The sequence below is a fragment of the Acidimicrobiales bacterium genome (assembly GCA_035294085.1).
Lineage (GTDB): Bacteria > Actinomycetota > Acidimicrobiia > Acidimicrobiales > Bog-793 > DATGLP01.
Genome location: DATGLP010000014.1, coordinates 111,014 through 125,631 on the forward strand (window position 1 = coordinate 111,014; position 14,618 = coordinate 125,631).

Genomic DNA, 14,618 nt, shown 5'->3' on the forward strand with positions numbered 1-14,618 from the left:
CGCCATGAACGGCGACGGGCCCAACGCCACGTCGGCGGCCACCGACGAGGCGGTGAGCGCGGCGGCAGCGCTCGAGGCCGACGCCACCGAGGTCGTCGAGGCGGCCGGTCACTTCCGCGTCTACCTCGGCGCGGCCCCCGGCGTGGGCAAGACCTACGCCATGCTGAACGAAGGGCGCCGGCGCAAGGGCCGCGGGACCGACGTCGTCGTCGGGTTCGTCGAGTGCCACGGCCGGCCGCTCACCGAGGCGCTCGTCGAGGGGTTCGAGGTCGTCCCGAGGAAGGTCGTCGCCTACCGAGGATCTCGCTTCGAGGAGATGGACCTCGACGCAATCCTCGCCCGCCACCCGAAGGTCGCGCTCGTCGACGAGCTCGCCCACACCAACGTCCCGGGGTCGGGACGCCACGAGAAGCGCTGGCAGGACGTGCTCGAGCTCCTCGACGCCGGGATCGACGTCATCACGACCGTCAACATCCAGCACCTCGAGAGCATCGCCGACGCCGTCGAGGAGATGACCGGCACGCCGGTGCGCGAGCGCGTCCCGGACTGGGTGGTCCGCCGGGCGGACCAGATCGAGCTCGTCGACTCCTCGGCCGAGCAGCTGCGCCGGCGGATGCTCCACGGCAACATCTACCCCCCGGAGAAGGTGCCGCAGGCGCTCGCGCACTTCTTCCGCACCGACAACCTCATCGCGCTCCGGGAGCTCGCGCTCCGCTTCCTCGCGGACGAGACCGAGGAGGAGCTCCTCGAGCACCTCCGGCGGCGCCGCGCCGAGGGGACCTGGGAGACGACCGAGCGGATCATGGTCGGCGTCACCGCGGCGCCCGGTACCGACACCTTGCTGCGGCGTGCGGGCCGGATCGCGGCCCGGGTGAAGGGAGAGCTCGACGTGGTCCACGTCGCGACCGGCGACGCGCCCGGTCCGGGGGCGGCCGCGCGACTCGGGGCGCTGCGCGAGCTGGCGGGCGCCCTCGGCGCCCACTGGCACGAGGTCCACGGGACGGACCCGGCACGCGCCCTCATCGGCTTCGCGCGCGAGCGGCACACCACGCAGCTCGTCATCGGGTCGAGCCAGCGGTCGCGCCTTCGCGAGCTCCTCGGCGGCGGCTCGGTTGTGCGCCGGGTCCTTCGCGAGGCGGGCAGCGCCGGCATCGACGTGCACGTCATCGCCCGGCGCGAGCCTCGCGCGCCGCGCGAGGCGACCGACGACGAGCCGACCGCCTCGCCGTCTCACTCGGCGTCGAGCTCGTAGCCGATGCCCGGACGCGTCCTGAGCGCGACCGTGCTCCCGGCGAGCTTGCGCCGCAGGCGGTGGGCGTAGACGCGCAGGTAGTTGGACTCGTCGCCGTAGCCGGGACCCCAGACGTCTCGCAGGATCATCTGCTTCGTGCAGATGCGCCCCGCGTGCCGGGCGAGGTAGGCGAGGAACTCGAACTCGCGCGCGGTGAGGTCGAGCAGGACCCCGTCGAGGCGCGCCTCGTAGCGCGCCGCGTCGAGGGTGAGCGGTCCGACGCGCACCTCGCTCGGGGCGCCCTCTCGCGGCGGGTGGTGGCGCAGCGCGACGCGAAGGCGCGCCTCGAGCTCGGCCATGCCGAACGGCTTCGTCACGAAGTCGTCCGCCCCGCCGTCGAGCGCGGCGACCTTGCGCTCCTCGGCGCCCGCGGCCGAGAGCACGATGATCGGCACGCTCGACCACTGCCGGAGACGACGGCACACCTCGAGGCCATCGAGGTCGTCGAGGCCGAGGTCGAGCACGACGACGTCCGGCGCACGCGAGGCCGCCTCGGCGAGACCCTGCGCGCCCGAGCGCGCGACGGCGACGTCGTAGCCACGCGCGCCGAGCCCGATCCGCAGGATCTGGCACAGCCCGCGGTCGTCGTCGACGACGAGCACCCTCGCCATCACCCCACCTCCGCTGGCATCGGCGCGACCGGCAGCCGGAAGACGAACTCGGCCCCCCCGCCGGGCGGCGAGACGAGGCGCATCGACTGCCCGTGGACCTCGAGGAATGCCTCGGCGATGGCGAGGCCCAGCCCGCTGCGACCGCCGCCGCTCGCCTCGTCGAAGAACCCGAAGAGCCCCTCGCGCGCCCCGGGCGGGACGCCGGGTCCGTCGTCGGCGACGTGCACCTCGACCGCGTCCTCGCAGGCGCACGCGCTCACGACGACGCGGCTCGCCTCCCGGGCGTGGCGATCCGCGTTGTCGAGGAGGTTCACGAAGACCTGGACGACGAGGACGGGGTCGACGTCGACCGGGGGGAGATCGGCCGGCAGGCTGAGGACGAAGCGGTCGGCGGCCGGCGAGGCGAGCGTCGCCAGCGCCTCGGCGACGAGGTCCTCGAGGTCGACCGCCTCGCGCCGGGCCTCCAGCGCGCCGGCACGAAGCCGCGTCATGTCGAGGAGGTTCGTGACGAGGCGGGCGAGGCGGTCCGCCTGGGCCTCGACGAGTGCGAGCAGCTCCTCGGTCTCGCCCGGGGCGAGCACGAGATCGCGGCGACGCAGGTCCGAGACGGCCGCCTTGACGGTCGCGAGGGGGGTGCGCAGGTCGTGCGATACCGCCCCCATGAGCGCGCTCCGCCACCGGTCGACCTGCTCGAGCAGGCTGGCGCGCAGCGCCTGCTCGCGCAGCCGGCCGCGCTCGATGGCGAGCGCGGCCTGGTTGCCGTAGGTGCGCAGCAGTTCCCAGTCGCGCCGGTCGAGGCGCGCGCCGGCGAGCGCGAGGACGCCGACGGGGCGCCGCGACGCGCTGAGCGGCAGGGCGAGGACGCCGGCGGAGGCGCCGACGCTGCGCAGGACGTTCGCCGAGGGCGTGGCAGCCCGCAGCTGCTCGTCGTCGAGCGGCTCGCCGGCCGCCGCGGCGACGCCGATGCCCTCGGGCCCCGGCAGCAAGAGCGCGACGCCGGCCGGTCGGAACACCTGGTGGACCGTGGCGACGATGCGCTCGAGGAGCTCGGGGAGGGGGACCTCGGCGATGAGGACGTCGGAGAGCTCGAACAGCTGGCGCATCGCCGCGAGGTGCCGGCGCGACTCGGCTCGCGCGGCGCGCAGGCGGGCCACCACGCGCGCCACGACGAGCATCACCACCGCCCAGACCGCGAGCGCCACCCAGTCCTCGCCGCTCGTCACGTCGAGCGTGCCGTAGGGGGGGATGAAGGCGACGTCGTAGACGAGGAAGCCCGCCGCGACGGTCAGCGCGCCGGCGACGAACCCACCGGTCGCGACGCCGACGACGACCGGCACGACGAGGGCGAGCGCGACCGTCGCGCTCGAGAAGGTCTGCCGGAGGGGCAGCAGCGCCGCGGCGAACAGCGCGAGGCAGGCGAGCCCCGCCGTCGTGCCGACCTGCCACGCTCGATCGGTGCGCACCGCCTCCTGCCGCCGTGACGTCTCCGGCAGTCTACGCAACCGTCCGCCGTGCCCACCCTCGGCTCACCACGAGGCGGCGGCGTGCGCGACGTAGCGCCCGGCGACCCGCTCGAGGTGGACGGAGAGGCCGAAGCACGCGCTGAGCGGCCCGTCGGCGAGCACCTCCGCCGCGGGCCCAGCCGCGACCGCCCGCCCCTCGCGCAGCAGCAGGGCGTGGCTGACGCGCGTCGGCAGCTCCTCGAGGCTGTGCGCGACGTGCACGATCGTCGGGCGGTCGGGCGCCGCGGCGAGCCCGTCGAGCACCGAGACGAGGGCCTCGCGCCCGGGCAGGTCCACGCCGATCGCCGGCTCGTCGAGGAGCAGGAGGGCATGGCGACCGAGCATCGCCCGCGCGATGAGGATCCGCTGGCGCTCGCCGAGGCTGCACAGACCGAAGAGCTGGTCGGCGACGTGCGCGCAGTGCAGCTCGGCGAGGAGGCTGCGCGCCTCCTCCTCGGCCGCCCGGTCGAACGCTCCCCACCAGGGGGCCAGGAGGCCATCGCGACCGGTGAGCACGATCTCGGTGGCCGTCGCGTTCGGGGGGAGCTGATCGGCGACGTGGTGGCCCACGATCGCGATGCGGCGACGCAGCTCCCGCAGGTCGCTGCGTCCGAGGCGCGCCCCGAGGACGACGACCTCCCCGCTGGTCGGGTGGCGCTGCGCGCCGAGCAGGCCGAGCAGCGTCGTCTTGCCGGCGCCGTTCGGGCCGAGGAGCGCCCAGTACTCGCCGACGCCGATCTCGCAGGAGATCGGCCCGAGGATGGCGCGCCCGCCGGCGACGAGCACGGTCGCGCCGGCAAGGCGCGCCGCGACCTCGCGACGGCTCGGGTCCACTGCCGCATTCGAGCAGGCTCGTCCTCCGGCGCGCAACGTGGCGACGCCGGGCGCGTGGCGCACGCCCGGTGCGGCTCGCCGCGCCGGCGTGGAACGTCCCGGACGCGGCATCGGTCCGTGCGCCAGGCGACGCGACCCCGGGCGCGCCGGGACCCGCAGCAGGCCCGAGGAGCGACCGGCGAGGGCGGCGCCAGGCGTCGGTGGAGCCCCTGGCACCGAGCGGTTAGCGTCGACGCGTAGCAGCGAGGAGGTCGCGATGGGACTGAACAGCTTCGGGGCCGAGCAGGAGCTCGTCGTCGGGGGCCGCCCCTACCGGATCCACCGCCTGTCGGCCCTCGCCGGGCGCCACGACGTCGAGCGCCTGCCGTACTCGATGAAGATCCTCCTCGAGAACCTGCTGCGCAACGAGGACGGCAGGAACGTGACCGGCGAGGACATCGAGGCGCTCGCCGACTTCGCCCGCAGCGGTCCGAGCGACCGGGAGATCGCCTTCTCGCCGGCGCGCATCCTCCTCCAGGACTTCACCGGCGTCCCCTGCGTCGTCGACCTCGCCGCGCTGCGCGACGCGGTCGACGCCCTCGGGGGTCGCCCCGAGGCCGTCAACCCCCAGATCCCCGTCGACCTCGTGATCGACCACTCGGTCATCGCGGAGGTGGCGGGCCGGCCCGACGCCTTCGTGCGCAACGCCGAGCTCGAGCTCGCCCGCAACCTCGAGCGCTACCGCTTCCTGCGCTGGGGGCAGCAGGCCTTCTCGAACTTCCGGGTCGTGCCGCCCGACACCGGCATCTGCCACCAGGTCAACCTCGAGTACCTCGCCCAGGTCGTCTTCCGGGACGCCGAGGGTGGCGCCTACCCGGACAGCCTCGTCGGCACGGACTCGCACACGCCGATGGTGAACGGCCTCGGCGTCCTCGCCTGGGGGGTGGGCGGGATCGAGGCGGAGGCAGCGATGCTCGGCCAGCCGATCCCGCTCCTCATCCCGAGCGTCGTCGGCCTGCGCCTGTCGGGCGAGCTGCCCGAGGGGTCGACCGCCACCGACCTTGTCCTCACCATCGCCGAGCTCCTGCGCCGCCACGGCGTGGTCGGCAAGTTCGTCGAGCTCTACGGGCCCGGCGTCGCGGCCGTGCCCGTGGAGAACCGGGCGACCATCGGGAACATGTCCCCGGAGTACGGCTCGACGGTGACCATCGTGCCGATCGACGAGGACACGCTGCGCTACCTGCGCCTCACGGGCCGGCCGGCCGACCTCGTCGACCTCGTCGAGGCCTACGCGAAGGAGCAGGGCCTCTGGCACGACCCGAGCGTCGAGCCGGCGTACACCGAGACGATCGAGCTCGACCTGTCGACCGTCGTCCCGAGCCTCGCCGGGCCCTCTCGGCCCCAGGACCGCGTCCCTCTCAGGCGCTCGAAGGCGATGCTGCGCGAGTCGCTCGCCGCGGCCGTGGGGGGGAGCGCCGGGGACCGGCCGCGCTCGCCGCAGCTCGTGCGGCTCACCTCGGGCGAGCAGTTCGAGCTCGACCACGGCGACGTGGTCATCGCCGCCATCACGAGCTGTACGAACACCTCGAACCCGCAGGTCATGCTCGCGGCGGGCCTGCTCGCCCGGCGCGCCGTCGAGCGAGGCCTCACCTCCAAGCCGTGGGTGAAGACCTCGCTCGCACCGGGCTCGCGCGTCGTCATCGACTACTACGAGCAAGCCGGCCTCCTCCCCTACCTCGAGAAGCTCGGCTTCCACCTCGTCGGCTTCGGCTGCACGACCTGCATCGGCAACTCGGGTCCACTCGCGCCCGAGATCTCCGCGGCGATCGCGGCCGGCAACCTCTCGTGCGCCGCCGTCCTGTCGGGCAACCGGAACTTCGAGGGGCGCGTGCACCCCGAGGTGCGGCTGAACTACCTCGCCTCGCCACCGCTCGTCGTCGCCTACGCCATCGCCGGGACGATGGACGTCGACCTGTACGCCGAGCCGCTCGGCGTGGGCAGCGACGGCGCCCCCGTCTACCTGCGCGACATCTGGCCCACGGCGGCCGAGGTCGCCGCGGCGGTGCGCGACTCGGTGCAAGCCTCGATGTTCGCGAAGGACTACGCCGACGTCTTCGGCGGGGACGAGGCGTGGCGGAGCCTGGAGGCCCCGACCGGCCAGCGCTACTCGTGGGACGAGTCGACCTACGTGAAGCGGCCGCCGTTCCTCGAGGGCATCGGGCCGAACCCGGCCCCCCTCGCCGACATCGTCTCGGCGCGCGCGCTCGCCGTGCTCGGCGACTCCGTCACGACGGACCACATCTCGCCGGCCGGCGCGATCCGCCCGACGAGCCCGGCCGGGCGCTGGCTGCTCGAGCACGGCGTCGCCGAGGCAGACTTCAACTCGCTCGGCACGCGCCGCGGCAACCACGAGGTGATGCTGCGCGGCACCTTCGCCAACAACCGAATCCGCAACCGCCTCGTGCCCGGGACCGAGGGTGGGGTCACCGTCCACCTGCCCGACGGGGAGGTGGGCACGATCTACGACGTCGCCATGCGCTACGCCACCGAGCAGGTACCGCTCGTCATCCTGGCCGGCAAGGAGTACGGCTCGGGGTCGTCGCGCGACTGGGCGGCGAAGGGAACGGCCCTGCTCGGCGTGCGAGCGGTGCTCGCCGAGAGCTTCGAGCGGATCCACCGCTCCAACCTGATCGGGATGGGCGTCGCGCCGCTGCAGTTCCTCGACGGCGGCGTGGACGCGCTCGGCCTCACCGGGCGCGAGGTCTACACGATCACCGGCCTCGCCGGCGTGCCGCCGGCCGAGCTGATCGGCCGGCGCCTCACCGTCGCCGCGGACGACCGGCGCTTCGAGGTCCTCCTGCGGATCGACACGCCGACGGAGGCGGACTACTTCGCGCACGGCGGCATCCTGCCCTTCGTCGCCCGCAAGCTCGCCGCGTCCTGACGCTGTCGCCCCTCGGCGGCGTCGCGACCGCTGGCCACCTCGGGGCGTGCTCGCCCGGCAGCCGGCGCCCTGGGAGACGGCGGCCGTTCCCTGCACCCGTGCAGGGCGCCCGGGCCCTCGGTCCGGTCCGGGCGAGGTGGCCGTGGCTCAGCCGATCGTGACGAGGCGGCCGAGGCCGATGGCGCGCAGCGCCACCTCGAGCTCGCTCGTCGCCCAGCTCATCCGGTCGAGGACGAGCAGGACGCCGAAGCCCGCGAGGAGCAGGGCCGAGGCGATCGTGACCGCCCGCAGGTGGCGCCTCACCACCGCGAGGGCGCCTGCCAGGCGGCCGAGGCCGCAGCCGACCGCGAGGAGCGGCACGCCGAGCCCCGCCGCGTAGCACGCGAGGAGGAGCGCGCCCCGGCCGATCCCGCGCTCGGTCGCTGCCACGGACAGGACCGAGGCGAGGACCGGGCCGATGCACGGCGTCCAGCCGAGCCCGAAGGCCACCCCGGCGACGGGCGCGGCGAGGGGACCGAGGCGGGCGGTGTCGGGGTGGAAGCGAACCTCGCCGTAGAGGGCGGGGAGGCGCAGCACGAGGGAGCCGGCGAGGAAGAGCGCCATGGCGATGACGAAGGCCCCGGCGGCGCGCGTGAGGACGAGGCGGTCGTGGAAGAGCGCCTGGCCGACCGAGGTGGCCGAGACGCCGAGGAGCACGAAGACCGTCCCGAAGCCGGCGACGAAGAGCAGGCCGTCCCGGACGATGCGCGCCAGGTGGCCCCTGCCGTCCGCCGGCCCGGCGAGGTCGAGGCCCGTCACCACCGACAGGTAGGCGGGCACGACCGGGAGCACGCACGGGGACGCGAAGGAGAGGACGCCGCCGCCGAAGGCGGCGAGGTAGCTCACCGGGACGCTCATCTGCTCGGACCGCTCCTGCGAAGGGCCGCCTGTCCGGCTGGGCCGGCCGCGGGGTCACAGCCTCGCGCACCGGCGAGAGCGGGGCGAACGCGGGGAATGCTTGCGTTCGGGCGGCGGCGGCGCCATTGTCGTCCCGATGACGGGGGCGGGATGGGTCTGAGCGCCGTCGAGCGGCGCGTGCTCGACTTCGAGCGAGCCTGGTGGACCCTCGGCGAACCCAAGCGCGACGCGATCCGTGCCCGCCTCCAGATGTCCCCCTCCCGCTACTACGCGCTCCTCGACCGGCTCGCCGACTCGCCCGACGCCCTCGCCTACGACCCGCTCGTCGTGCGGCGCGCCCGGCGCCGGCGCGCGGCTCGGCGCGCCCGGCTCTTCGGCGAGGCGCCACGCCGGAGCGAGCCTCGCTGAGCGCCCAGGCGCTCGCCGCAGCGCGGCGCCTCGGCGAGCGCGCGTCCGCCGGCGTGATCGTCACCGACTTCGACGGCACGCTCGCGCCCATCGTCGACGACCCGCAGCGGGCCCGGCCCCTGCCCGGAGCGCCCGACCTCCTCGCGGCGCTCGCGGCGCGCTTCCGGACCGTCGCGGTCGTCTCGGGGCGCCCAGCTCGGTTCCTCGCCGAGCGCCTCGAGCTCGACGAGCGCCCCTCGCGCCTCGTCGTCTTCGGCCTCTACGGCCTCGAGCGGGCCGACCCGGGGGGCGTCGGGATGCACGCCGAGGACCTCGCGCGCTGGCGCGACGCCCTCGCTCGAGCGAGCGCCGCGGCGCGGCGGCAGCTGCCGGTCGACGTGCTCGTGGAGGACAAGGGCCTCGGCCTCACCCTGCACTGGCGACGGGCGCCGGGCGCGCGCCGACGCGTCCTCGAGGTCGCCGAGGCCCTCGCGCGCGACGCAGGCCTGGCGCTGCGCGAGGCGAAGGCGGCGATCGAGCTCGGGCCGCCGGGCGCACCAGGCAAGGGCGACGTGGTCGGGCGCCTCGTCGCGGGCGCGACGGGGGCGTGCGTGCTCGGCGACGACCTCGGGGACCTCGCCGCCTTCGACGCGCTCGACGCGGTGGCGGCAGCTGGGGGGTGGACCTGCAAGGTGGCGGTCGCGGGGCCCGAGGCGCCACCCGCCCTCCTCGAGGCCGCGGACCTGCGCCTCGACGGGCCCCCGGCCGCCCTCGCCTTCCTGCGCGCCGTCCTCGAGGCCGCCGGTGGCGCCTGACGGGTCTCAGCCCCGATCCGGTCCGCGCACGGCACGGCGAGCCTGCGCGGCCACGGCGGCGAACCAGCGCGACGGGGGCCAGGCCCCAGCCGCCTCGGCGAGGCGCGCGGCGCGCTCGGTGCGCTCGGCCGGTTCGAGGGCGAGCGCCCGCTCGAGGACCGACGCCGTGCCGCTCACGTCGAAGGGGTCGATTGCGAGCGCGCCGTCGGCCAGCTCGTGGAACGCGCCCGCCTCGCGGCTGAGGGCGAGCACCCCCGAGCGAGCGTTCACGAGCGGCCCCTCCTTGGCCACGAGGTTCATGCCGTCCCGGATCGGGTTGACGAGGAGGACGTCGTAGCAGCAGAGCGCGGCGAGCGATCGATCGAGGTCGTCGTCCGTGGCGAGCTCGACCGGCGGCTCCCCGCCGGGGAGCGTGAAGCGCTCGTTGATGCGCTCCACGAGGTGCTCGACGTTCGCGCGATACGCGAGGTACTCGGGCAGCTCCTGGCGCGACAGGTAGGCGCGCGCGTGGAACTGGACGCGCCCGCGCAGCTCCGGCCGCCGCTCGAGCAGCTCCTCGAAGGCGAGGAAGCCGCGCACGAGGTTCTTCGACGGCTCGGCCCGGTCCACGCGCACGATGAGCGACCGGCCACCGAGGCGACCGAGCAGCTCGTCTCGCGCCGCCACGCAGGCGGGGCTCGCCACGAGCGCCTCGAGGCGCTCGCGGTCCGCGCCGAGGGGCGCGACGAAGGGAGCCGTCTCGCCGAGGCCGAAGGCGCGGGCGCAGGCGCGGTAGGCGTCGGCCCAGCGCGGCGTGTGGAAGCCGGCTGCGCCGTAGGAGGCGAGGCCGGCGAGGAGCTCCTGCGCGACCGCCCGCGGCAGGAGCGCGAGCTCCTCGGGCGTGCAGAACGGCGTGTGGCTGAAGTGCACCGTCCGCAGGTCCGGACGCTGCTCGGCGAGGTACGCGCCAGCGAGCAGGAGGTGGTAGTCGTGGACGACGACGAGCGCGCCCGGCGCCGCCCGTTCGGCGATGCGCTGCGCGAAGGCCCGGTTGTAGGTGCGGTAGGCGTCCCAGGCCTCGCCGAAGCGCCGGTCGAACGCGGGGCGGTAGACGCGGTCGAACAGGTTGTGGAGCAGGAACCACAGCGTGCCGTTCGCCACGACACGGTAGGCCGCGGCTTGCACCTCCTCGGCGACGTCGACGAGCTCGAGGACGATGCCCTCCTCGAGCTCGACGTGCCCACGCTCGCGCGCGACCCGCCGCTCGTCGGGCGTCGCCGGCGCGGCCACCCACGTGGCGCCCGTCCCCGCGAGCGCGCGCGCGAGGCTCGGCGCGAGGCCGCCGGCCGGCGCGGCCGCCGACGTCGACCCGTCCTCGGCGACGACGACCCTCGCCGGGCCTCGGTTGGCAGCGACCACGAGGTCGGTCACGGCCGCCCCCCTCGTCCGAGTCCGACGGGGGCTGGCTCGACCACATCGGTTCGAGGCGCCGCGCCAGCCGGACGGGGCAGCCGTGTCGTGGCGGTGCTCGCCCAGAGAAGGTGCACGGCCCATCTTCGCCAACCGCCGTTTCGCGGCACAACGTGGGCCGGTCGCCACCCGCTTTGACGTGCGCCGCCGCGTCGTCCACAATCTCCCCGATCATCCAGAGCGGCCGAGGGACGGGCCCTGCGACGCCGCGGCAACCAGCGACCGGGAGGGACGGTCCGGTCGGCCAGGTGCCAATGCCCGATCGATGAGGAGGAGCCGTGGCGTCCGTCGAAGGCCTGCGTTGCCGTGAGTGCGGGCGCCGCTACCCTGCCGAGGCGCTCCACGCCTGCGAGTTCTGCTTCGGCCCGCTCGAGGTCGTCTACGACTACGAGGCGCTGAGGACGCAGGTGAGCCGCGAGGCGATCGCGGCGGGGCCGCCGACGATCTGGCGCTACGCCCCGCTGCTGCCGGTCGACGGGGGCGATCCCGTCGAGCTCGGCGCCGGCTTCACGCCCCTCGTGCGCGCGCAGCGCCTCGGCGCGGAGCTCGGCCTGCGCGAGCTGTACGTGAAGGACGACACGCGCAACCCGACCGGCTCGTTCAAGGATCGCGTCGTCTCGGTCGCGCTGACGAAGGCTCGCCAGCTCGGCTTCAAGGTCGCGGCCTGCGCCTCGACCGGCAACCTCGCGAACTCCGTCGCCGCGCACGCGGCGCGCGCCGGGATGGAGGCCTACGTCTTCATCCCGAGCGACCTCGAGCAGGTCAAGGTCGCGGCGACCGCCGTCTTCGGCGCCTCGGTCATCGCCGTCCAGGGGACCTACGACGACGTCAACCGCCTGTGCGCCGAGCTCGCGAGCGAGCGCGGCGACTGGGCGTTCACGAACATCAACGTCCGCCCCTACTACGCAGAGGGATCGAAGACGCTCGCCTTCGAGGTCGCCGAGCAGCTCGGCTGGCGTGCCCCGGACCACGTCGTCGTGCCGATCGCCTCGGGCAGCCAGATGACGAAGGTCCACAAGGGATTCCGCGAGCTGGAGCTCCTCGGCCTGATCGAGGGCGGCGAAGCGGTGCGCATCTCGGGCGCGCAGGCCGAGGGGTGCGCGCCGGTCGCGCGGGCCTTCGCCGAGGGCAGCGACCAGGTGCGACCGGTGCGGCCGGCGACGATCGCGAAGTCGCTCGCCATCGGCAACCCTGCCGACGGCTACTACGCGCTCGAGGTGGCGCGCACGACGAGCGGCACGATCGCAGCGGTCTCCGACGACGAGATCCTCGAGGGCATCCGCCTCCTCGCCCGCACGGAGGGCATCTTCGCGGAGACCGCCGGCGGGGTGACGATCGCCACGCTCGCGAAGCTCGCCGCGAGCGGCGCCGTCCGGCCGGACGAGCGCGTCGTCGCCTTCGTCACCGGCAACGGCCTCAAGACGGTCGAGGCGCTCGGCGCGACGGTCGGTCCGAGCGCGGTGATCCAGCCCACCCTCGAGGCCTTCGCGGCGTTCGAGCAGAGCCTCGACGTCGACCTCGACCACGACCACGACAAGGAGAAGCGATGACCGTCACGGTCCGGATCCCCACCCAGCTGCGCTCGCTGACGGGCGGGGAGGGGGAGGTCGCCGTCGAGGCGTCGACGGTCGGCGAGGCGCTCGCCGCGCTCGACGCCGCCCACCCGGGGATCGCCGAGCGCCTTCTCGACGAGACCGGCTCGCTCCGGCGCTTCGTGAACGTCTTCCTCGCCGAGGAGGACGTTCGCTTCCTCGACGGCCTCGACACCCCGGTGCGGGACGGCCAGACGCTCTCGGTGGTCCCCGCCGTCGCCGGGGGCTGACCGACCCGTCGGCGCCGGGCAGGGTTGCGCGCCCGGCGGCTGCGTGGTTTGCTATTAGCACTCGACAGTTGTGAGTGCCAACGCTCGGTCGGACCGGGCGAGCATCGTTTCGAGCCAAGGGAGGAAGCCCGATGCCGAAGTTGATCGCCTTCGACGAGCAGGCCCGGCGGGCGCTCGAGAGCGGGATGAACCAGCTCGTCGACGCGGTGAAGGTCACGCTCGGCCCGAAGGGCCGCAACGTCGTCCTCGAGAAGAAGTGGGGCGCGCCGACGATCACGAACGACGGCGTGTCGATCGCGAAGGAGATCGAGCTCGAGGACGCCTACGAGAAGGTCGGCGCCGAGCTCGTGAAGGAGGTCGCGAAGAAGACCGACGACGTCGCCGGGGACGGGACGACGACGGCGACCGTGCTCGCCGGCGCCCTCGTACGCGAGGGCCTGCGCAACGTCGCGGCGGGGGCCAACCCGATGTCGCTGAAGCGTGGCATCGAGGCGGCCGTCGAGACGGCCGTCGCGTCCCTCAAGGACATCGCCCGCGACACGGACTCGAAGGACCAGATCGCCCAGGTGGCGGCGATCTCAGCGGCGGACCCCGAGATCGGGACGATGATCGCGGAGGCGATCGACAAGGTCGGCAAGGACGGCGTGATCACCGTCGAGGAGTCCCAGACCTTCGGGATGGAGATGGACCTCGTCGAGGGGATGCGCTTCGACAAGGGCTACATCTCCCCCTACTTCGCGACCGACCCCGAGCGCATGGAGGCCGTCCTCGAGGACGCCTACGTCCTGCTGCACGCGGCGAAGATCTCGGCGGTGCGCGACCTGCTGCCCGTGCTCGAGAAGGTCATGCAGACCGGCAAGCCGCTCGTCGTCATCGCCGAGGACGTCGAGGGCGAGGCGCTCGCCACCCTCGTCGTGAACAAGATCCGCGGGACCTTCTCCTCGGTCGCGGTGAAGGCCCCGGGCTTCGGCGACCGCCGCAAGGCGATGCTCGGCGACATCGCCGTGCTGACCGGTGGCCAGGTGATCTCCGAGGAGGTGGGCCTGAAGCTCGACTCGGTGACCCTCGACCTCCTCGGCCGGGCCCGGCGCGTCGTCGTCACGAAGGACGAGACGACGATCGTCGACGGCGCGGGCGCCGAGGCCGACGTGAAGGGTCGCATCGCGCAGATCCGCCGCGAGATCGAAGAGACGGACTCGGACTGGGACCGCGAGAAGCTCCAAGAGCGCCTCGCGAAGCTTGCCGGCGGCGTCGCCGTCGTCCGCGTCGGCGCGGCGACCGAGGTCGAGCTCAAGGAGAAGAAGCACCGGATCGAGGACGCGCTCAGCGCGACGAGAGCGGCGATCGAGGAGGGCATCGTCGCCGGCGGCGGCACCGCGCTGATCCGTTCCCGCAAGGCCGTCGTCGACGCGGCGAGCCAGCTCGCTGGCGACGAGGCGACGGGGGCGGCGATCGTGGCGAAGGCCCTCGAGGAGCCCTTGAAGTGGATCGCCTTCAACGCTGGCCTCGAGGGCGCGGTGCTCGTCCGCCAGGTCGAAGAGGCGAGCGGGTCGGTCGGGCTCAATGCGGCGACCGGCGAGATGGAGGACCTCGTGAAGTCGGGCGTGATCGATCCGGCGAAGGTCACCCGCTCGGCGCTCCAGAACGCGGCGTCGATCGCGGCCTTGCTCCTCACGACGGAGGCGCTCGTCGCGGACAAGCCCGAGCCCCCCGCGCCTGCGCACGCCGGGCACGACCACGACATGGGGATGATGTAGCCGCCACGGGCGCGCACGGGGTCGTCGGACCGCCGGCGAGGACGGGCGAGCGCCCCTCCTCGCCGGCGGCGTCGTCCTGGCCTAGCCTGCAGCGATGATCGAGGCGCCGTTCCGCCAGGTCGTGCCGCGGCCGGACGGCGCCGTCGTGCGGCACGCGCCGCCGTGGCGCGGCGGCGCCGGCCTCGCCGAGCCCGTGCTCCCGGCGCTGCGTGCCGTCCTCCGGGCGCGCGCGCCGAGCGGCGCGCGCGCGGGCGTCCTCGTTCCCCTCCTCGAGCGCCCGAGCGGACTCGCCACGCTCCTCACGCGCCGTGCCGCGTCGCTGCGCTCGGA

General features: G+C 74.5%; 13 protein-coding genes and 1 riboswitch. Of the genes, 8 read left to right on the forward strand and 5 right to left on the reverse strand.

Features of this window, described 5'->3' with window-relative positions; genetic code table 11:
* Positions 1-4 precede the first annotated feature (4 nt).
* Positions 5-1,252, forward strand: coding sequence for a universal stress protein (locus VKV23_05440; GenBank protein ID HLI15482.1), 1,248 nt, complete (start codon positions 5-7; stop codon positions 1,250-1,252).
* Here the strand turns inward: VKV23_05440 and VKV23_05445 are convergent.
* The 3 genes from VKV23_05445 to VKV23_05455 all read right to left on the reverse strand — a co-directional run bounded on the left by VKV23_05445 (position 1,231) and on the right by VKV23_05455 (position 4,238).
* Positions 1,231-1,902 (reverse strand): response regulator transcription factor, encoded by a 672-nt coding sequence (locus VKV23_05445; GenBank protein HLI15483.1) that lies wholly within the window; start codon positions 1,900-1,902, stop codon positions 1,231-1,233. The genes VKV23_05440 and VKV23_05445 overlap by 22 nt on opposite strands.
* Positions 1,902-3,365 carry an ATP-binding protein gene (locus VKV23_05450; protein HLI15484.1) on the reverse strand — a complete coding sequence of 488 codons (1,464 nt, stop codon included), beginning with the start codon at positions 3,363-3,365 and terminating at the stop codon, positions 1,902-1,904. The genes VKV23_05445 and VKV23_05450 overlap by 1 nt, the downstream gene beginning before the upstream one ends.
* Positions 3,366-3,428: 63 nt before the next feature.
* Positions 3,429-4,238, reverse strand: a complete 810-nt coding sequence (locus tag VKV23_05455) for an ATP-binding cassette domain-containing protein (protein HLI15485.1) — start codon at positions 4,236-4,238, stop codon at positions 3,429-3,431.
* Positions 4,239-4,494: 256 nt separating this feature from the next.
* Here VKV23_05455 and acnA point away from each other — a divergent pair, with 256 nt between their 5' ends.
* Positions 4,495-7,161 carry an aconitate hydratase AcnA gene (acnA, locus tag VKV23_05460; protein HLI15486.1) on the forward strand — a complete coding sequence of 889 codons (2,667 nt, stop codon included), beginning with the start codon at positions 4,495-4,497 and terminating at the stop codon, positions 7,159-7,161.
* 147 nt (positions 7,162-7,308) lie between these two features.
* On the opposite strand, the gene VKV23_05465 is transcribed toward acnA, so the two are convergent.
* On the reverse strand, positions 7,309-8,058 hold the full coding sequence (locus VKV23_05465) for a cytochrome c biogenesis protein CcdA (GenBank protein ID HLI15487.1): 750 nt from the start codon (positions 8,056-8,058) through the stop codon (positions 7,309-7,311).
* 150 nt (positions 8,059-8,208) lie between these two features.
* Between VKV23_05465 and VKV23_05470 the strand changes: the two genes are divergently transcribed.
* Complete coding sequence (locus tag VKV23_05470; GenBank protein HLI15488.1) at positions 8,209-8,466, forward strand: DUF3263 domain-containing protein; 258 nt, start codon at positions 8,209-8,211, stop codon at positions 8,464-8,466.
* Between the two features lie 53 nt (positions 8,467-8,519).
* Positions 8,520-9,260: a trehalose-phosphatase gene (otsB, locus tag VKV23_05475; GenBank protein HLI15489.1), complete on the forward strand. Its 741-nt coding sequence runs from the start codon at positions 8,520-8,522 to the stop codon at positions 9,258-9,260.
* A 6-nt stretch (positions 9,261-9,266) separates the two neighbouring features.
* On the opposite strand, the gene VKV23_05480 is transcribed toward otsB, so the two are convergent.
* Positions 9,267-10,670 (reverse strand): trehalose-6-phosphate synthase, encoded by a 1,404-nt coding sequence (locus VKV23_05480; GenBank protein ID HLI15490.1) that lies wholly within the window; start codon positions 10,668-10,670, stop codon positions 9,267-9,269.
* A 207-nt stretch (positions 10,671-10,877) separates the two neighbouring features.
* A riboswitch (SAM riboswitch) is annotated at positions 10,878-10,981 on the forward strand.
* A 6-nt stretch (positions 10,982-10,987) separates the two neighbouring features.
* On the opposite strand from VKV23_05480, the gene VKV23_05485 reads away from it, so the two are divergent.
* From VKV23_05485 to VKV23_05500, 4 genes are all read left to right on the forward strand, one after another.
* Positions 10,988-12,259: a threonine synthase gene (locus tag VKV23_05485; protein ID HLI15491.1), complete on the forward strand. Its 1,272-nt coding sequence runs from the start codon at positions 10,988-10,990 to the stop codon at positions 12,257-12,259.
* Positions 12,256-12,531, forward strand: a complete 276-nt coding sequence (locus tag VKV23_05490; GenBank protein HLI15492.1) for a ubiquitin-like small modifier protein 1 — start codon at positions 12,256-12,258, stop codon at positions 12,529-12,531. The genes VKV23_05485 and VKV23_05490 overlap by 4 nt, the downstream gene beginning before the upstream one ends.
* 131 nt (positions 12,532-12,662) lie before the next feature.
* Positions 12,663-14,288: a chaperonin GroEL gene (groL, locus tag VKV23_05495; GenBank protein ID HLI15493.1), complete on the forward strand. Its 1,626-nt coding sequence runs from the start codon at positions 12,663-12,665 to the stop codon at positions 14,286-14,288.
* A 94-nt stretch (positions 14,289-14,382) separates the two neighbouring features.
* On the forward strand, positions 14,383-14,618 hold a 236-nt coding region (locus VKV23_05500; protein HLI15494.1), incomplete at its 3' end, for a hypothetical protein.